Origin of the sequence: Neorhizobium sp. SOG26, assembly GCF_003491345.1 — a bacterium.
GTDB classification, from domain to species: domain Bacteria; phylum Pseudomonadota; class Alphaproteobacteria; order Rhizobiales; family Rhizobiaceae; genus Neorhizobium; species Neorhizobium turbinariae.
Genome location: NZ_CP025512.1, coordinates 1,396,693 through 1,414,230 on the forward strand (window position 1 = coordinate 1,396,693; position 17,538 = coordinate 1,414,230).

17 protein-coding genes are annotated in these 17,538 nt (G+C 60.7%); 10 read left to right on the plus strand and 7 right to left on the minus strand.

All coding sequences use genetic code 11. The annotated features are described in order from the left end of the window. Window positions 1-13: 13 nt before the first annotated feature. Complete coding sequence (gene uvrA, locus CYG48_RS07070; RefSeq protein WP_118851533.1) at window positions 14-2,935, minus strand: excinuclease ABC subunit UvrA; 2,922 nt, start codon at window positions 2,933-2,935, stop codon at window positions 14-16. A gap of 246 nt (window positions 2,936-3,181) precedes the next feature. Between uvrA and CYG48_RS07075 the strand changes: the two genes are divergently transcribed. Further along, on the plus strand, window positions 3,182-3,730 hold the full coding sequence (locus tag CYG48_RS07075; protein ID WP_118849720.1) for a single-stranded DNA-binding protein: 549 nt from the start codon (window positions 3,182-3,184) through the stop codon (window positions 3,728-3,730). Between the two features lie 58 nt (window positions 3,731-3,788). Here CYG48_RS07075 and CYG48_RS07080 read toward each other — a convergent pair whose 3' ends face one another. Next, the gene (locus tag CYG48_RS07080) at window positions 3,789-4,418 is read right to left on the minus strand and encodes a MarC family protein (protein WP_118849721.1); all 630 of its coding nucleotides are present in this window, start codon (window positions 4,416-4,418) and stop codon (window positions 3,789-3,791) included. Window positions 4,419-4,645: 227 nt separating this feature from the next. Between CYG48_RS07080 and gyrA the strand changes: the two genes are divergently transcribed. Continuing rightward, the gene (gene gyrA / locus CYG48_RS07085) at window positions 4,646-7,486 is read left to right on the plus strand and encodes a DNA gyrase subunit A (RefSeq protein ID WP_118849722.1); all 2,841 of its coding nucleotides are present in this window, start codon (window positions 4,646-4,648) and stop codon (window positions 7,484-7,486) included. Window positions 7,487-7,663: 177 nt separating this feature from the next. Here gyrA and CYG48_RS07090 read toward each other — a convergent pair whose 3' ends face one another. Beyond that, window positions 7,664-7,843: a hypothetical protein gene (locus CYG48_RS07090; RefSeq protein WP_199925244.1), complete on the minus strand. Its 180-nt coding sequence runs from the start codon at window positions 7,841-7,843 to the stop codon at window positions 7,664-7,666. A 313-nt stretch (window positions 7,844-8,156) separates the two neighbouring features. Between CYG48_RS07090 and coaD the strand changes: the two genes are divergently transcribed. The 5 genes from coaD to tgt all read left to right on the plus strand — a co-directional run bounded on the left by coaD (window position 8,157) and on the right by tgt (window position 12,105). Continuing rightward, on the plus strand, window positions 8,157-8,651 hold the full coding sequence (coaD, locus tag CYG48_RS07095) for a pantetheine-phosphate adenylyltransferase (protein WP_118849724.1): 495 nt from the start codon (window positions 8,157-8,159) through the stop codon (window positions 8,649-8,651). 25 nt (window positions 8,652-8,676) lie between these two features. Further along, window positions 8,677-9,249: a peptidylprolyl isomerase gene (locus CYG48_RS07100; RefSeq protein WP_118849725.1), complete on the plus strand. Its 573-nt coding sequence runs from the start codon at window positions 8,677-8,679 to the stop codon at window positions 9,247-9,249. A gap of 61 nt (window positions 9,250-9,310) precedes the next feature. Then, window positions 9,311-9,820, plus strand: coding sequence for a peptidylprolyl isomerase (locus CYG48_RS07105; protein ID WP_118849726.1), 510 nt, complete (start codon window positions 9,311-9,313; stop codon window positions 9,818-9,820). Window positions 9,821-9,892: 72 nt separating this feature from the next. Then, the gene (gene queA, locus CYG48_RS07110; RefSeq protein ID WP_118849727.1) at window positions 9,893-10,978 is read left to right on the plus strand and encodes a tRNA preQ1(34) S-adenosylmethionine ribosyltransferase-isomerase QueA; all 1,086 of its coding nucleotides are present in this window, start codon (window positions 9,893-9,895) and stop codon (window positions 10,976-10,978) included. Further along, on the plus strand, window positions 10,975-12,105 hold the full coding sequence (tgt, locus tag CYG48_RS07115; RefSeq protein WP_118849728.1) for a tRNA guanosine(34) transglycosylase Tgt: 1,131 nt from the start codon (window positions 10,975-10,977) through the stop codon (window positions 12,103-12,105). The genes queA and tgt overlap by 4 nt, the downstream gene beginning before the upstream one ends. A gap of 53 nt (window positions 12,106-12,158) precedes the next feature. On the opposite strand, the gene CYG48_RS07120 is transcribed toward tgt, so the two are convergent. Then, window positions 12,159-12,584 carry a DUF4864 domain-containing protein gene (locus CYG48_RS07120; protein WP_118849729.1) on the minus strand — a complete coding sequence of 142 codons (426 nt, stop codon included), beginning with the start codon at window positions 12,582-12,584 and terminating at the stop codon, window positions 12,159-12,161. Window positions 12,585-12,792: 208 nt separating this feature from the next. Between CYG48_RS07120 and CYG48_RS07125 the strand changes: the two genes are divergently transcribed. From CYG48_RS07125 to CYG48_RS07135, 3 genes are read left to right on the plus strand one after another with little or no spacing between them, the layout of a single operon-like run. Next, complete coding sequence (locus tag CYG48_RS07125) at window positions 12,793-13,377, plus strand: J domain-containing protein (protein ID WP_118849730.1); 585 nt, start codon at window positions 12,793-12,795, stop codon at window positions 13,375-13,377. A gap of 41 nt (window positions 13,378-13,418) precedes the next feature. Then, on the plus strand, window positions 13,419-13,901 hold the full coding sequence (locus CYG48_RS07130; RefSeq protein ID WP_118849731.1) for a GNAT family N-acetyltransferase: 483 nt from the start codon (window positions 13,419-13,421) through the stop codon (window positions 13,899-13,901). After that, window positions 13,901-14,209, plus strand: coding sequence for a hypothetical protein (locus CYG48_RS07135; RefSeq protein ID WP_118849732.1), 309 nt, complete (start codon window positions 13,901-13,903; stop codon window positions 14,207-14,209). Before CYG48_RS07130 ends, CYG48_RS07135 begins: the two co-directional genes overlap by 1 nt. 201 nt (window positions 14,210-14,410) lie before the next feature. Here the strand turns inward: CYG48_RS07135 and CYG48_RS07140 are convergent, their stop codons facing one another. The 3 genes from CYG48_RS07140 to CYG48_RS07150 form a co-directional block, all read right to left on the minus strand. After that, on the minus strand, window positions 14,411-15,784 hold the full coding sequence (locus CYG48_RS07140; RefSeq protein WP_118849733.1) for an ISNCY family transposase: 1,374 nt from the start codon (window positions 15,782-15,784) through the stop codon (window positions 14,411-14,413). Window positions 15,785-15,925: 141 nt separating this feature from the next. After that, window positions 15,926-16,747, minus strand: a complete 822-nt coding sequence (locus CYG48_RS07145; protein ID WP_118849734.1) for an MBL fold metallo-hydrolase — start codon at window positions 16,745-16,747, stop codon at window positions 15,926-15,928. 3 nt (window positions 16,748-16,750) lie between these two features. Further along, a complete protein-coding gene (locus CYG48_RS07150) occupies window positions 16,751-17,533 on the minus strand; it encodes a TatD family hydrolase (RefSeq protein ID WP_118849735.1) in 783 nt (260 codons plus the stop codon). Between the last annotated feature and the right edge of the window lie 5 nt (window positions 17,534-17,538).

Sequence of the window (17,538 nt, forward strand, 5' to 3'; positions counted from 1 at the left end):
AACGCGCGGAAACTTATTCCGCGGCTTCGATTTTCTTGAACGGCCGGCGCTCCAGAAGCTCCTTGAGGAACTGCCCGGTGTAGGACCGCTTCTCCTTGACCACCTGTTCCGGCGTACCGGCGGCAACGACTTCACCGCCTCCGGTACCGCCTTCCGGGCCGATGTCGATGATCCAGTCGGCGGTCTTGATGACCTCGAGATTGTGCTCGATCACCACTACCGAATTGCCCTGGTTGACGAGCTCGTGCAGCATTTCCAGCAGCTTGGCGACGTCATGGAAATGCAGCCCCGTTGTCGGCTCATCGAGGATATAAAGCGTGCGGCCGGTCGACCGCTTCGACAACTCCTTGGCTAGCTTGACGCGCTGCGCCTCACCACCCGAAAGCGTGTTCGCCTGCTGTCCCACCTTGATATAACCAAGACCGACATCAAACAGCGACTGCAGCTTGTCGCGCACGGCCGGAACGGCGGAAAAGAACTCGACGCCCTCTTCGACTGTCATGTCCAGCACGTCGGCGATCGACTTGCCCTTGAAGGTGACATCCAGCGTCTCGCGGTTGTAGCGCTTGCCGTGGCAGACATCGCAGGTGACATAGACGTCTGGCAGGAAGTGCATCTCGATCTTGATGACGCCATCGCCCTGGCAGGCTTCGCAGCGGCCGCCCTTGACGTTGAACGAGAAACGCCCGGGCTGGTAACCGCGCGCCTTTGCTTCCGGCAGGCCGGCAAACCAGTCGCGGATCGGCGTGAAGGCGCCGGTATAGGTCGCCGGGTTGGAGCGCGGCGTGCGACCAATCGGCGACTGGTCGATGTCGATCACCTTGTCGATATGCTCGAACCCATCGATCCGGTCGTGCTCGGCCGGGATTTCGCGCGCGCCCATGACGCGACGTGCGGCCGCCTTGTAAAGCGTCTCGATCAGGAAGGTGGACTTGCCACCGCCAGAAACGCCGGTCACCGCCGTGAAGACACCGAGCGGGATCGCCGCCGTGACATTCTTCAGGTTGTTGCCACGGGCACCAAAGACCTTGATCTCCTTGCCTTTCTTCGGCTTGCGCCGTTCCGCCGGGACAGCGACGCCAAGCTCGCCCGACAGGTACTTGCCTGTCAGAGATTTCGGGTTCGCCATCACCTGCTGCGGCGTTCCTTCGGCAACAATCTGGCCGCCATGGATACCTGCAGCAGGGCCGATATCCACCACATAATCCGCCGTCAGGATCGCGTCCTCGTCGTGCTCCACAACGATCACCGTATTGCCGATGTCGCGCAGGTGCTTGAGCGTTTCGAGCAGGCGGGCATTGTCGCGCTGGTGCAGCCCGATCGACGGCTCGTCAAGAACGTAAAGGACGCCGGTAAGACCTGAGCCGATCTGCGATGCGAGCCGGATACGCTGGCTTTCACCACCCGACAGGGTGCCGGAATTGCGCGACAGGCTGAGGTAATCCAGCCCTACGTCGTTCAGGAAGCGAAGGCGCTCGCGGATCTCTTTCAGGATTCGAACTGCGATCTCATTCTGCTTGGCGTTCAACTGTTCCGGCAGTGCCTCGAACCAGTCGCGCGCCACCTTGATCGACATGTCCGTGACCTGTCCGATATGCAGCTTGTTGATCTTCACCGCCAGCGCCTCTGGCTTTAGACGGAAACCGTTGCAGGCGGGGCAGGGGGCGGCCGACATGTAGCGCTCGATTTCCTCCCGCGCCCAGGCTGAATCCGTTTCCTTCCAGCGCCGTTCGAGGTTCGGAACGATGCCCTCGAAGTTCTTCACCGTCTTGTAGGAGCGGGCGCCATCGGCATAGTGGAACTCGATCTTCTCCTCGGTCCCATGCAGGATCGCCTTCTGGGCGGCTTCCGACAGCTCGTTCCAGCGGCTGGAGAGCTTGAAGCCGAATGACTTGCCGAGCGCCTCGAGCGTCTGGTTGTAATATGGCGAGCTGGACTTTGCCCAAGGCGAAATCGCTCCATCCCGCAGCGTTCGCGCGGGCTCCGGCACGATCAGGTTCTCGTCCACCTTCTGCTGCGAGCCGAGACCATCGCAAGTCGGGCAGGCCCCGAAGGGATTGTTGAAGGAGAACAGGCGCGGTTCGATCTCTGGGATCGTGAAGCCGGACACAGGGCAGGCGAACTTCTCGGAGAACAGCACCCGTTCATGAGTTTCGTTGAGCGACTTGTTGGCCGAACCGCCGGCAGCTGTTTCTGAGGCAGGCAGCGGCTTGTCGGCGAACTCAGCGATCGCCAAGCCGTCCGCGAGCTTCAGTGACGTCTCGAGGCTGTCCGCCAAGCGCGCCGAGATGTCGGAGCGAACCACGAGGCGGTCAACGACGACATCGATGTCGTGCTTGTACTTCTTGTCCAGCGCAGGGACATCGGCAATCTCGTAGAATTGCCCGTCGACCTTTACGCGCTGGAAGCCCTTCTTCATCAGTTCAGCGAGTTCCTTCTTGTACTCGCCTTTGCGGCCGCGGATCATCGGCGCCAGGATGTAGAGGCGCGTGCCTTCCTCGAAGGTGAGGATTCGGTCGACCATCTGGCTGACGGTCTGGCTCTCGATCGGAAGTCCCGTCGCAGGTGAATAAGGAACGCCCACGCGCGCAAACAGCAGGCGCATGTAGTCGTAGATCTCGGTGACGGTGCCGACCGTTGAACGCGGATTGCGCGACGTCGTCTTCTGTTCGATGGAGATCGCCGGGGAAAGACCCTCGATCTGGTCGACATCCGGCTTCTGCATCATTTCCAGGAACTGGCGCGCATAGGCCGAAAGGCTCTCGACGTAACGCCGCTGGCCTTCCGCATAAATGGTGTCGAATGCCAGGGAAGACTTGCCGGAGCCGGACAACCCCGTCATCACGATCAGTGAGTTGCGCGGAAGATCGAGATCGATCCCCTTCAAATTGTGCTCGCGCGCACCACGTATCGAAATGGTCTTTAGTTCACTCATCGTCATGCCTTCGGGGGAGGTTTGAAGGTCCTTATGTAGTGATTGATCGGCGGGTGTCGAGCCGAAACCGGCTCAGGTCACCGGCCAATTCGACTCGGATTGACTCCAGTATAATGACGAACTAGAACAAATAAAGAACAAAATACACTGTGGATTACGATGGTGAACCGCCCCATGCCCGGCAGGCTTGGGGTAAGGTGAGGCGGAAACGAAGAGCCGCTGTGCGGCGGCGGATAAGGTGAGACTATGGCTGGAAGCGTCAACAAGGTTATTCTCATTGGTAATGTTGGGGCAGATCCGGAGATCCGCCGCACCCAGGACGGCCGGCCGATCGCAAATCTGCGTATCGCAACGTCCGAACAGTGGCGGGATCGCAATACCGGCGAGCGCCGCGAAAAGACCGAATGGCACAATGTCGTGGTCTTCAATGAAGGCCTGACGAAGGTCGTGGAGCAATACGTCAAGAAGGGCGCCAAGCTCTACATCGAGGGCCAGCTCCAGACCCGCAAGTGGCAGGACCAGAGCGGCAATGACCGTTACTCGACCGAAATCGTGCTCCAGGGCTTCAACTCCACCCTGACCATGCTGGATGGTCGCGGCGAAGGCGGCGGCGATCGTGGCGGTTACGGCGGTGGTGGTGGCCGCAGCAACGACTTCGGCGGTGGCGGTGATGACTTCGGTGGCGGTGGCGATTACGAGCGCCGTCCGTCCGGTGGCGGTGCAGGCCGCGGCGGCAGCCAGCCCGCGAGTGGCGGAGGTTTCTCCCGCGATCTCGACGACGACATCCCGTTCTGACTAGACACAAAAATGGCGGCCTCGGGCCGCCATTTTCTTTGTTGATGTCTTCGCTAGCTCAGAGGTTGAAGGCAGAGCGGATCCCGTCGAGAACGAACTGCACGGAAAGTGCGGCAAGGATCACACCGAGCAGTCGCGTCAGGATGGCGCGTCCCGTTACCCCGAGGAAACGGTCAAGCTGCTCTGCGATCAACAGGGTCGCGTAAAGCACCGCCATGATCAGCGCTATGATGCCGATCAGCAGCGCCCGGTCTAGCGGGCCGGGGAACGTCCCGGAAAGCAGCACGGTGGCGGAGATCGCGCCTGGCCCGGCGATCAGCGGCAGGGCGAGAGGGAAAACCGAGATATTCTGGATGTGGTCGATGGTGATCGCCGCCTTGGACGTCTTTTCCTTGCGCTCCTGCCGGCGCTCAAACACCATCTCGAACGAGATCCAGAACAGAAGCAGGCCGCCGGCGATGCGGAAGGCGCCGATCGAAATGCCGAGCAGGCCGAGCACGCTTGAGCCGAACAGGGCAAAGACGGCAAGGATCCCGAAAGCAATGATCGAGCCCCGGAAAGCCACCTGGCGGCGCTGCACCGCCGTCATCCCGACGGTGAGACCCAGGAACACCGGGGCAAGCCCGGGCGGGTCGAGGGTCACCAACATCGTTGTCAGGGCATTGACCAGCATATCCGGCGTTGGCATCGGCTCTCCTTCTGGGCTGCAAATCCTTGCAGTTGGGTCGCAAGATTGTTAGGACAAGCCAACCGGGAATGGAAGCCTGCCAAGGCGACGGCTTGTACGTTCCTGGACCTCTGAATACGGCGCATCCAAGCCGCGAAATCTGTTCAAAACCTTGCCCGAAATTGGCGCCTCCCGCTGCTTTCGGCTATAAAAATGCAACTGATTCCGAACAAAGATCGTGATCCGATTTGACTGAACAAAGCACACCCGGCGGCGGAAAGCTGCCTCCAGGCATCGAACCCATTTCCATCATGGAAGAGATGCAGCGGTCCTATCTCGATTACGCCATGAGCGTCATCGTCAGCCGCGCGCTTCCTGACGTTCGTGATGGATTGAAGCCGGTTCACCGGCGCATCCTCTACGGGATGTCCGAACTCGGCATCGACTGGAACAAGAAGTATGTGAAGTGCGCCCGCGTTACCGGGGACGTGATGGGTAAATACCATCCGCACGGCAATGCCGCGATCTATGACGCCTTGGCGCGTATGGCGCAGGATTGGTCGCTCCGCCTGCCGCTGATCGATGGCCAGGGGAACTTCGGTTCCATCGACGGTGACCCGCCAGCAGCCGAACGTTACACCGAATGCCGCCTGCAGAAGGCAGCGCATACCTTGCTCGACGATCTCGACAAGGAAACGGTCGACTTCCGCGACAACTACGACGGCACGCTATCCGAGCCCGTCGTCGTCCCTGCGAAGTTCCCGAACCTGCTGGTAAACGGCGCGGGCGGCATTGCCGTTGGCATGGCGACCAACATCCCGCCGCACAACCTGTCGGAAGTCATCGACGGCTGCATCGCGCTGATCGATAATCCGGCCATCGAACTGTCCGAACTGATGCAGATCATTCCCGGTCCGGACTTCCCGACCGGCGCTCTGATCCTCGGCCGTTCCGGTATCCGCTCCGCTTATGAGACCGGTCGCGGCTCCGTCATCATGCGCGGGCGCGCGTTCATCGAGCCGATGCGCGGTGACCGCGAGCAGATCATCATCACGGAAGTTCCCTACCAGGTGAACAAGGCGACGATGGTCGAGAAGATCGGCGAACTGGTGCGCGAAAAGCGCATCGAGGGCATCTCCGACCTGCGCGACGAGTCCGACCGCCAGGGTTACCGCGTTGTCATCGAGTTGAAGCGCGATGCCAATGCCGAGGTGATCCTCAACCAGCTCTACCGCTACACCCCGCTGCAGACCTCGTTCGGCTGCAACATGGTGGCGCTAAATGGCGGCAAGCCGGAGCAGCTTTCGCTGCTCGACATGCTGCGGGCGTTTGTCTCCTTCCGCGAGGAAGTTGTCAGCCGCCGCACCAAGTACCTGCTGCGCAAGGCGCGTGAACGCGCCCACGTCTTGGTCGGCCTCGCGATTGCGGTTGCCAATATCGACGAGATCATAAGCCTGATCCGCCGTGCGCCTGATCCGGCGACTGCGCGCGAGCAGTTGATGACGCGCCGCTGGCCGGCCCATGACGTCGAGCCGTTGATACGCCTGATCGACGACCCGCGCCACAAGATCAACGAGGACGGCACCTACAACCTCTCGGAAGAGCAGGCCCGTGCGATCCTCGAACTGCGTCTTGCACGACTGACCGCTCTCGGCCGCGATGAAATCGCCGACGAGTTGAACAAGATCGGCGCCGAGATCAGCGACTACCTGGACATCCTGTCGTCGCGCATCCGCATCCTTTCGATCGTCAAGGAAGAGCTCGCCGGCGTTCGTGACGAGTTCGGCACGCCGCGCCGCACCGAGATCATGGAAGGCGGCCCGGACATGGACGATGAGGATCTCATCGCCCGTGAAGACATGGTCGTCACCGTTTCGCACCTCGGTTACATCAAGCGCGTGCCGCTCGGCACCTACCGCGCGCAGCGCCGTGGCGGCAAGGGCCGTTCCGGCATGTCAACGCGCGACGAAGATTTCGTGACGCGGCTGTTCGTGGCAAACACGCATACGCCGGTCCTGTTCTTCTCCTCGCGTGGCATCGTCTACAAGGAAAAGGTCTGGCGCCTGCCGATCGGCACGCCGCAGTCCCGCGGCAAGGCGTTGATCAACATGTTGCCGCTGGAGCCGGGCGAGCGGATCACCACGATCATGCCGCTGCCAGAAGACGAGACGACGTGGGACAACCTCGACGTCATGTTCTCGACGACCCGTGGCACGGTACGCCGTAACAAGCTGTCCGACTTCATCCAGGTAAACCGGAACGGCAAGATCGCCATGAAGCTCGACGACGAGGGCGATGAAATCCTCTCCGTCGAAACATGCACCGAACGTGACGACGTGCTCCTGACGACGGCGCTCGGCCAGTGCATCCGCTTCCCGGTCGATGACGTTCGCGTCTTTGCCGGCCGCAACTCGATCGGCGTCCGCGGCATCTCGCTGGCGCCAGGCGACCGCATCATCTCGATGACCATCGTCGGCCACGTGGATGCTGAGCCTTGGGAACGTGCAGCCTACCTGAAGCGGTCCGCGATCGAGCGTCGTGCCGCCGGTGTCGACGAAGACGACATCGCGCTGGTCGGCGAGGAAGTCACCGAAGAGGGACAGTTGTCCGACGAGCGTTACGAGGAACTGAAGGCACGCGAGCAGTTCGTGCTGACAGTTTCCGAAAAGGGCTTTGGCAAGCGCTCCTCGTCCTACGATTTCCGCACCTCGGGTCGAGGCGGCAAGGGCATCCGCGCCACCGACACCTCGAAGACGGCCGAAATCGGCGAACTCGTGGCTGCCTTCCCGGTCGAGGAGAAGGACCAGATCATGCTCGTCTCTGACGGCGGCGTTCTGATCCGCGTCCCGGTCGACGGCATCCGCATCGCAAGCCGCGCCACCAAGGGCGTCACGATCTTCTCGACGGCCAAGGACGAGAAGGTGGTGTCTGTCGAGCGCATCAGCGAGCCGGAAGGCGACGACGACAACGGTGTTGTCCTGCCTGACGAGATCACCGGCGAGAGTGGTGACCTCGGTGCTGAGGCTGAGACCGCGAACGATGCACCGGCAGCCAATGACGGCTCCGAAAACGGTGACGCGACCGAATAGGTCGCGCCGCCAACACCGAGAGACAAAGAAAAGCCGGAGGATGAAAATCCTCCGGCTTTTCTATTCAGGATCTAAGTCGGGTATCTCGGCGAGGCGGACCTGGCGGCATCCCAGGCGTTGCCACCGGAAGAGCAGGATCGGGGGCAAATCGTCAGAAAGACGGCTGCCCCGCTAAACTCAATAGTAGGAGAACTGCTGGTAGCGGCCGGTCATCTGCGGGTACTCGATGTCACCGACGCTGGACTTCTCCTGGTACAAGGTAACCGTGGCGGTGAGCATCAGCGCGACCATTGCGCTCCATACGAGGTTGATCATCGTGATCTTGTCGGGCATCGCCGTTTTGCGTCTCGCGATCATCATCGTCTTCCTTTTATTTTTCTCCCAGCCACGTCGAGCGCAGCCGAGTCCATCTTATGAGAGCCATTTACACGGCTTGCTCTGAAGCATGCTTGAATGGCCCGTTCATCTGACGTTCAGAAACGGAAGCCGTTTCCGGTTCACCGGCCAAGCACGCCCGATATATCCTCGGAGATAATCACAACGCCGCTGAAGCGACCTTGAATGGCGTATTCATCTGAAGTTCAGGCGAGAGCTTGCGAGAACTTCGCGTCCGTGACAAAAGGCCAGCGACATTTGGGACATGGCCCATCAGGGCCGGGATAGGCTGGCGATGACAACTGCTTTTTATCCGGGGTCTTTCGATCCGATGACGAACGGCCACCTCGATGTGCTGGTGCAGGCACTCAACGTCGCCGACCAGGTCATCGTTGCGATCGGCGTTCATCCCGGCAAGTCGCCGATGTTCTCGTTTCAAGAGCGCGCCGAGCTTATCCGCGCGTCCCTGCAGGAGGTTTTGCCGGCAAAGGCGGAAAAACTGTCGGTCGTCGCATTCGACAACCTGGTGATCGACGCGGCACGCACCGCTGGTGCATCGGTGCTGATCCGCGGGCTGCGCGACGGAACCGATCTGGATTACGAAATGCAGATGGCCGGCATGAACCGCCAGATGGCGCCCGACATCCAGACCGTGTTTCTGCCGGCAGGGGTTGCCACGCGCCCTATTACCGGCACATTGGTCCGGCAGATCGCCGCGATGGGCGGAGACGTGAGCGCCTTCGTGCCAGCATCCGTCCTTCAGGCTCTCAACAGCAAATTGAAACGCTGACGCGTTTTTGAACCGGAGTTCTTTCATGAAACTGCTACGCATTGCTCTGGCTGGCGCTTTTGCCCTTGCTTCCATGGTTCTGCCTGCCGCCGCAGCACCGGATGACTTCCTGACGATCCAGTTGAAGGACGGCCCGGTCGTCGTCCAGTTGATGCCGGAAGTGGCGCCGAAGCATGTGGCGCAGATCAAGGCACTGGCTGCCAAGGGCGAATACGACAACGTGGTTTTCCATCGCGTTATCGACGGCTTCATGGCGCAGACCGGCGACGTGCAGTTCGGCAAAGAGGGCTCCTCGAGATTCAACCCGCAGCGCGCCGGAATGGGTGGATCATCGCTTCCGGATATCCCGGCTGAGTTCTCCAAGGTGCCGTTCGAACGTGGCGTCGTAGGCATGGCCCGTTCGCAGGATCCGAATTCCGCGAATTCGCAGTTCTTCATCATGTTCACGCGCTACCCGAGCCTCGACAACCAGTACACGGTCGTCGGCAAGGTCGTGTCGGGCATGGAGCATGTCGACAAGATCAAGCGCGGGCAGGGTGGCAATGGCGAAGTCACCAACCCCGACAAGATGATCAAGGTATCGGTCGGCAAGCAGTAACCAGCAGATAGCAAAGGCGTCAGATCCGATATCGGGCGACGCCCAACACAGGAGAAGGCATATGGCCGAGATCAAGGATCCGGAAAACACCCTCATCATGGAAACCACCAAGGGCAAGGTCGTGATCTCGCTCATGCCGGATCTGGCACCGGGTCACGTTGCACGGATCAAGGAACTGGCACGCGAAAACGCCTACGACGGCGTTGTCTTCCACCGCGTCATTCCGGACTTCATGGCCCAGACGGGTGACGTGAAGTTCGGCAAGAAGGGGGGCGAAAGCTTCAACCCGGCACGTGCCGGCATGGGCGGTTCGGAGAAGCCGGACCTCAAGGCCGAATTCTCGGCTGTTCCGCACGTCCGCGGCACCTGCTCGATGGCGCGTTCGCAGAGCCCGAATTCCGCCAACTCGCAGTTCTTCATCTGCTTCACGGATGCTCCCTGGCTGAACAAGCAATACACCGTCTGGGGCCAGGTCATCGAAGGCATGGAAAACATCGACCAGATCAAGAAGGGCGAACCCGTTCAGGATCCTGACTCAATCGTTTCCCTGCGCGTCGCCGCAGACGTTTGATCTCACTTTACCAGCAACCCGCTCCGCCGATCGCGGCGGAGCGGGTTTCGCGTTTCTGCACGGTCCCCTCCCATGCGTGTCGATCTGTTCGATTTCGATCTACCTGAAGAAAACATTGCGCTGCGGCCGGTGAGCCCACGCGACAGCGCGCGGCTGCTCGTCGTGAAGCCGGGCGCCGATCCTGCGCTGGCAGATCATCGCGTTTCGGAACTTGCAAGCTTCCTGAAGCCTGGCGACGCGCTGGTATTCAACGACACCAAGGTCATCCCGGCGCAGCTCGAAGGCATCCGCCATCGCGAGGGGGCAGGTGGGCAGCAGGTGTCGGCAACGCTCCACATGCGCATCGCACCGGATGTCTGGAAGGCCTTCGCCAAGCCCGGCAAGCGGATCAAGATCGGCGACCGTATCCAGTTTGGGGAAGATGCCACCGTATGCCTGCTGGGTTCGTTGGTTGCGACCGTTGAGGACAAGGGCGAGGGCGGCGAGGTGACGCTTCGCTTCGAACTGTCCGGACCGGCGCTCGACGAAGCGATCATGACCGTCGGGCATATCCCGCTGCCTCCCTATATTGCCGCCAAACGCCCGGAAGACGAGCAGGACCACAAGGACTACCAGACGATCTACGCGCGCGAAGAAGGCGCCGTGGCGGCCCCGACCGCCGGCCTGCATTTTACACCGGAGCTTTTTGCCAAGCTCGATGCGGCCGGTATCCAGCGCCATTTCGTGACGCTACATGTTGGGGCAGGGACGTTCCTGCCGGTCAAGGCGGATGACACCACAGACCACAAGATGCACCAGGAAATCGGCTATGTAAGCGCCGAGACCGCCGCCAGCCTCAACGCTGTCAGGCGTGCCGGCGGCCGCATTGTCTGCGTCGGCACCACATCGCTGCGGCTGATCGAGAGCGCCGCACAGGACGACGGCACGGTCGCCCCGTGGAGTGGCGCGACCGGCATCTTCATCACCCCTGGCTACCGCTTCAAAGCAGTCGACATGTTGATGACCAATTTCCACCTGCCGAAATCAACGCTGTTCATGCTGGTTTCGGCCTTCTCCGGCCTCGACACCATGCGGGCCGCTTATTCCCACGCCATTTCCTCGGGCTACCGCTTCTACTCCTATGGTGACGCGAGCCTGCTTTTCCGGAACGACCGATGACCGAGACATTTCAGTTCAATCTCAAAACCACCAGTGACGGCGCCCGCTTGGGCGAGATCACCATGCCGCGCGGCACGATCCGCACGCCTGCGTTCATGCCGGTCGGCACCGTTGGCACCGTCAAGGCCATGTATCTTGACCAGGTGCGCGATACCGGCGCCGACATCATCCTGGGCAACACCTACCACCTGATGCTCCGCCCCGGTGCCGAGCGCGTCGCGCGGCTGGGTGGCCTGCACAAGCTGATCCGTTGGGAACACCCGATCCTGACCGATAGCGGCGGTTTCCAGGTGATGTCGCTTTCGGGGCTGCGCAAGCTCGACGAGAAGGGCGTAACCTTCAAGAGCCACGTCGACGGAAGCCTGCACCACATGTCGCCGGAGCGTTCGATTGAGATCCAGGGCCTGCTCGGCTCGGATATCCAGATGCAGCTCGATGAATGCGTGGCGCTGCCGGCAGAGCCAAAGGAAATCGAGCGCGCGATGGAGCTTTCGCTGCGCTGGGCCGAGCGCTGCAGTGTCGCCTTCGGGGACCAGCCGGGCAAGGCCATGTTCGGCATCGTCCAGGGCGGCGACCAGCCTGCACTCCGCATCCGCTCTGCCGAGGGACTGAAGCAACTGGATCTCAAGGGTTATGCCGTAGGTGGTCTCGCTGTCGGCGAGCCGCAGGAGGTGATGCTGCGCATGCTCGAGACGACGCTGCCGGTACTGCCGACAGAAAAGCCACGCTACCTCATGGGCGTCGGCACGCCGGACGACATCCTGAAGTCGGTGGCACGGGGCATCGACATGTTTGACTGCGTCATGCCGACCCGTTCGGGGCGCCATGGGCTTGCCTTCACCCGCCGCGGCCGCGTCAACATCCGCAACGCCCGCCATGCGGAAGACATGCGGCCGCTGGACGAGGAATCGAGTTGCCCAGCCGCGCGAGACTATTCCCGCGCCTACCTTCATCACCTGATCCGCTCGGACGAAGCGCTTGGCGGCATGCTGCTCTCCTGGAACAACTTGCATTATTACCAGGACCTGATGAAGGGCATTCGCCAGTCGATCGCCGAGGGCCGTTTTGCGGACTTCTTCGCCGAGACACAAGACGCCTGGGCCAGGGGTGACATTGATCCGGTATAGGCGCTGGGGTAGGGCGCGCGTCCTGCTTCCCCACTGTCGAACTGATGCTCGGCTCAGATCCCCTGGCTCACGGTATTGCGGATCATCCGCACGCCGTTGACCTTGTAGCTGCCGTCGTCCATCAGCCGGACCTCGTAGATAGCCGTCCAGTCCTTGCCTTCCTTGGCGCTGATCATCACCTCCTGAAGCACAACCTCGCCGCCGCCGATGAGCTTTGATCTGCCGAAGGCATAGGAACTGGCTGCATAGACTGGTTGGTAGCTCTTGCGCACCATCTGCAGGAACTGGTCCTTGTTTGGATAAAGGCTGCGGATGCCGGGCGAGGCATAGGAATAAGCCGTCTCGGCGTCGTTCCCCACCAGGGCCGAGATCTGTGCGGCGATCACCGCCTGGGCATCAGCTACAGGATCCTCAGCTTTGGCTGCCGAAACCGGCAAGAGAAGCAAAGTCAGGATGACGAAAACGAACCGTGCAGACATAGGCTGTTTCTCCTTGGATACGGATAGGCTAGCGCCGTGACGCGCAAGGAGAAGAGGGACGGACGAGAAATTTACGATCGCGACGAATCTCGATAGTTGGGGAGGGAGTGTTGCCGCCCCCAAAATGGCCACAAGCCTTTATATGGGTTGAGCGCATGGTCCTAAGCCGCTACCACAACACAATGATTATGCGAAAGCAGGTGACACTGTGATCGACCCCTACGAACTTCTCGGTGTTTCCCAGGACGCCGATGGCCAGGCCATCAGGAACGCCTACCGCAAGCGCGCCAAGACCGCTCATCCGGATGCCGGAGGAGATGTCGATGCGTTCGCCAAGCTGACGGCGTCCTACGAGCTCCTGTCGGACCCGCTGCGTCGCAAGGTCTATGATGACACGGGATTCGATCCGGAACTCGCCGACAGCAAGGATCTTCAGGGGCTGGTTATCCTGGAGACGCTGGTGAACGACATCATTCTGGATGAGCGGGAGCCGGGGAGTTTTGACCCTGTGGCCGCCATGCGCCGCAAGCTCACCGACAAGATCGTCAACGCCCGCTTCCACATCCTGGAGATGGAACGCCACCGGGCGCGCATCCGCAACCACATGGACCGCATAGGCAAGAAGCCTGAAGCCGATGTCCTCGGCCGGATGCTGAAATCGCGCTGCGAGACGATCAACGAAGCGATCGCAAAGGCCGAGACCGAGATCAGCAATATCGAAAAAGCCTATGGCATGCTCGACGGCTATTCCTACGAAGTGGACGTCGTTGAGGTCAAATCCGCTGCCGAATGAGCGCAGCAGCCCCAGCAGAATGATATATAGATGGAGAAGTCATGCCCTTAGCGATCCGCGCGGCAACGCGAAGTGATACCGCAACCTTGCTGCGCTTCATTCGCGAACTGGCGATTTACGAGAAAGCCGAACACGAAGTTGCCGCGACGCTGGAGACAATCGAGGAATCGATCTTTGGCCCCAGGTCAGTGACACAGGCTCTGATCTGCGAGCGCGACAGTGAGGCGATCGGCATGGCGATCTGGTTCTTCAGCTATTCGACCTGGCAGGCTCGTAACGGACTCTATCTTGAGGACCTCTATGTAACGCCGGCGGCGCGTGGGCTTGGCGCAGGCAAGGCACTCCTGAAGAGGCTCGCCCAGATCGCCATCGAAAACAACTGCGGCCGCTTCGAGTGGAGCGTGCTCGATTGGAACGAACCAGCCATCAAGGTCTACGACGCAATTCGTGCGGATCCGATGAAGGAATGGATCCGGTACCGGCTTGCAGGCGACTCGTTGAAAAGCTTCGCCGAAAGCCCGTGATGAACCCGAGAGGTCAGCAGGAGCCGCCGCATTTTTTCCGGGCGCTTTCGCTGATCCCAGAAGGATATAGCGAAGGACGGTTCGACGGGCGGCGCTGGGGCGTGAGGGTTAAGCGGTCGGAAGACAATCGTTGCGTCTGGCTCTTCGCCGAAGAGCTGGCAGGAACGGACATCATAAGCTTCAATCTCTATGTGCTGAAGACCGGCGCGCGGCTGAAACCGTGCGAGATGTCGTCGGGCAAGGTGATGGAGTTCGTCATTGGCTACAGGGCAGCGCCTGGATCATGGGAGGATAGGGCGACCGGATAACCGTCCACGCATCGAGAGCCATATCCGATGTGACGGCAAGGTTGAAATGTCCGCCAGCCTGCAAAAAAGAAATGTCCGAGAAGTCGCCGCATGGGACGAGGACCAGCCCCGATCTGAGCGGCTGATCCCGGTTGCAAGATCAGATCGGGGCGGGTGAGAACCACCCCTCGGCTTTAGCTTTGAGGCTATTCGAACGAGCATTCACTCTGCGGCTTGCTGCCGCAACAGTGCCTTCTCATGTCGCGCGATGATCGCCGGATCGTTCATGTAATCTGTCCGGGGACCGGGTTTCCGGCCACGCGGTTTATAGCCAATCTTCTCGCTGTTGGTCTTTACGTCCGGCTTCGACTGCTGATCCTGGCGTTCCTTGATATAGGCCAGAACATCACCCAGTCGCTTGTTCTCCGTGATCGCCGCATGCGTCACCCGCTGGTCCTTGTCGAACACCGTGTAGGGCAGGGAATATCCTTTCCAACGCACCTCCAGGCGACCGTCCGCATAGGCATAGGTCTCGACATAGCGACCAACCAGCCCCCGCGTCACATCGGTCTCCTGCAGCATGATCCGCTTGCGCTCGAACGAAAACGCCAGCTGCGCTCCGACATAACGTTGCTCGCGCTTGCACAGGATCTCCGCCAATCGGTCCGGCCCCAGATTGATCGGCCGGTGCAAATCATCGGGCCGGGCAGGGACCACCGCAAACCGCCTGTTGTAATCCTCCATGAAGCCCGGCAAGAACGCATTGCCAGCCTCCATATCGTCGATGCCAGCCAGCCGCAGCTCCTTGACCAGCCGATCCTGCAGCGTCCGATTCATCCGCTCGACGCGGCCCTTGGCCTGGCTCGAATTCGCGCAAAGAATCTCGATGTTTAACTCGCAAAGTGCACGCCCGAACTGGGTCATGCCCTGGCCACCCCTGGCATCCTTCTTCGCCACCCGGAACACCGAATGCTTGTCCGAGTAAAAGGCGATCGGTGCGCCGTGACGCTGGAGATAGAGATCTAGCGCCTCGAAGTAGGTGAAGGCACTTTCCGAGCGCACGAAGCGCAATTGCATCAGCCTGCCAGTCGCATCATCGACAAACACCAACAGCGAGCATGGCGGTCCGCGATCCTCGAACCAGCGATGCTCCGACCCATCGATCTGCACCAGTTCGCCATAAGCTTCGCGGCGCAGACGCGGCTGATGAAACGTCCGACGCTGTTTGCGTGACAACCACAGTCCAGCCTCGGACATCCAACCGCGCACCGTCTCGCGCGACACGCGCAAACCATCGCGTTCAGCAAGCTTCTCCGTCGCCAAGGTCGGACCGAAATCCGCATAACGTTCGCGCACCAGCATCATCGCATAATCCCGAACGCCGTCGCTGATCCGGTTGTTCGATGGCCGGCCGATCGCCTTGTGCCGGATCGACGCCGCGCCGCCAGTCCGTATTCGCTCCAGAAGCCGGCGCACCTGGCGCTCGCTCAGGTCAAGCACATGCGCCGCTGACACCGTCGTCATCCGTCCGCCAGCGACCTTCGATAAAACCTCGATCCGCCGCAGATCGCGCTCGCTCATCGCTATCAATCCCATCTGCAATCTCCCAGGCATCATTCAGACCCGGGGAGTGTGACATTCCAACTTTGCAGAAACAGGACATTCCAACTTTGCGGCTACATCCGAACATCAGATAACATAGATTATGGAACAGAAGGCAACGAGGAGAGCTGGCGCCTAGAGATTCAGTTCGACCTCATAGGTCATGCTATCGAATGCCGGCTCCACATGCGCAGGCGTTTCGGCCATCACCGTGTCGTAGTCCAGCGGAATGTGCATATGCGTCAGCACGGCACGTTTGGGCTTCAACTGCTCGATCCAGTTCAGTGACTGCTCAAGCGACAGATGGCTCGGATGGAACCGGTATTGCAGCGTGTCGATAATCAGCAGATCGAGGCCCTGCAGCTTCGGAATGGTCTCGACGGGAAAATCGCTGACGTCGCTGCAATAAGCCACATCGCCGATCCTGAAGCCGAGCGAATGGATCTCGCCATGCACCTGGTCATGCGGCAGGAATTCGATCGAGCCGCCAGGCCCATCCACCGTGATCGTCGCATCCATGTCCTCGATGAGAAACGGCCGCGCGATTGGCGGATAGTTGCCGCCGGGCGGCGTCTCGAGGCAATAGCCGAATCCCTGGCGGATTCGCTCCATGGTCACCGGATCGGCATAAACCGGGATCCGATGGCGCTGCAGGATGAAATAGGTCCGCAGGTCATCGATGCCGTGCAGGTGGTCCGCATGGGCATGGGTGTAAAGTACCGCGTCGATGCGCCGGACGTTGTTGGCGACCATCTGCTGCCGAAAATCCGGCCCCGTATCGACGATGACCACCGTGCTTTCGCCATCCGGGCCGATCTGCTCGACCATGAATGCCGCGCGCGTTCGCTGGTTCTTCGGGTTTCGCGGGTCGCAGGCACCCCAGTCACCATTGGGGCGCGGGACACCGGGCGACGACGCGCATCCAAGGATCGTGAAACGCCGCAGGTACCGGGCCACGGTTCAGAGCCTCGGCATCTTGGAAAAGCAGCGAAACGCGTTCTCGGTGGTGATCTCCGCCATCTCAGCGTAGCTCAAGCCCTTGCACTCCGCCAGAACCTCCGCCGTATTTACCACATAGGACGGTTCGTTGCGATTACCGCGCCAGCGTTTCGGCGCAAGATATGGCGCATCCGTTTCCACCAGCAGCCGATCCAGCGGCACGTCCTTGGCGATCTCCCGAAGCTCTTGCGACTTCGGGAATGTCAGAATGCCGGAGAAGGAGATGTAGCCGCCCAGTTCCACGCCAACTCGAGCAAGTTCTGCACCTGAGGAGAAGCAGTGCAGGATGAAAGGGAAGGCCCCCTTCCCGCTTTCCGTCTGCAGGATCTCGATCATGTCGTCGTCGGCGCTGCGGCTGTGGATCACAAGCGGCAGCTTGGTTTCACGCGCTGCGGCAATGTGGCGGATCAACCCCGTCTTCTGGTCGCCAGGCTTCTGGGTGTCATAAAAATAGTCCAGCCCCGCCTCGCCGATCGCCACGATTTTCTCATGCGCATTCGCCAGCCGGACAAGATCCTCGGTCTTGATGTCGAGTTCGTCGCCGGCATTGTTGGGATGCGTGCCCACCGAGCAGAAGACCGACGGATAACGCTCCGTGATCGCGAGCAGGCCATCGATCTTGCGAACCCGTGTCGAGATGGTCACCATCTGTTTGACGCCGGCCTCATGAGCGCGCGCGATGATATCGTCGCGCTCGTCGTCGAAGTCGGCAAAGTCGAGGTGGCAATGGGTGTCGATCAACATGACGA

Coding starts and splice junctions, on each gene's coding strand:
- CYG48_RS07130 (WP_118849731.1), top strand. CDS start 13,419: ATGCCCTTAGCGATCCGCGCGGCAACGCGAAGTGATACCGCAACCTTG.
- tgt (WP_118849728.1), top strand. CDS start 10,975: ATGACCGAGACATTTCAGTTCAATCTCAAAACCACCAGTGACGGCGCC.
- CYG48_RS07100 (WP_118849725.1), top strand. CDS start 8,677: ATGAAACTGCTACGCATTGCTCTGGCTGGCGCTTTTGCCCTTGCTTCC.
- uvrA (WP_118851533.1), bottom strand. CDS start 2,935: ATGAGTGAACTAAAGACCATTTCGATACGTGGTGCGCGCGAGCACAAT.
- coaD (WP_118849724.1), top strand. CDS start 8,157: ATGACAACTGCTTTTTATCCGGGGTCTTTCGATCCGATGACGAACGGC.
- queA (WP_118849727.1), top strand. CDS start 9,893: ATGCGTGTCGATCTGTTCGATTTCGATCTACCTGAAGAAAACATTGCG.
- CYG48_RS07075 (WP_118849720.1), top strand. CDS start 3,182: ATGGCTGGAAGCGTCAACAAGGTTATTCTCATTGGTAATGTTGGGGCA.
- CYG48_RS07090 (WP_199925244.1), bottom strand. CDS start 7,843: ATGATCGCGAGACGCAAAACGGCGATGCCCGACAAGATCACGATGATC.
- CYG48_RS07080 (WP_118849721.1), bottom strand. CDS start 4,418: ATGCCAACGCCGGATATGCTGGTCAATGCCCTGACAACGATGTTGGTG.
- CYG48_RS07150 (WP_118849735.1), bottom strand. CDS start 17,533: ATGTTGATCGACACCCATTGCCACCTCGACTTTGCCGACTTCGACGAC.
- CYG48_RS07140 (WP_118849733.1), bottom strand. CDS start 15,784: ATGGGATTGATAGCGATGAGCGAGCGCGATCTGCGGCGGATCGAGGTT.
- CYG48_RS07105 (WP_118849726.1), top strand. CDS start 9,311: ATGGCCGAGATCAAGGATCCGGAAAACACCCTCATCATGGAAACCACC.
- CYG48_RS07120 (WP_118849729.1), bottom strand. CDS start 12,584: ATGTCTGCACGGTTCGTTTTCGTCATCCTGACTTTGCTTCTCTTGCCG.
- CYG48_RS07135 (WP_118849732.1), top strand. CDS start 13,901: ATGAACCCGAGAGGTCAGCAGGAGCCGCCGCATTTTTTCCGGGCGCTT.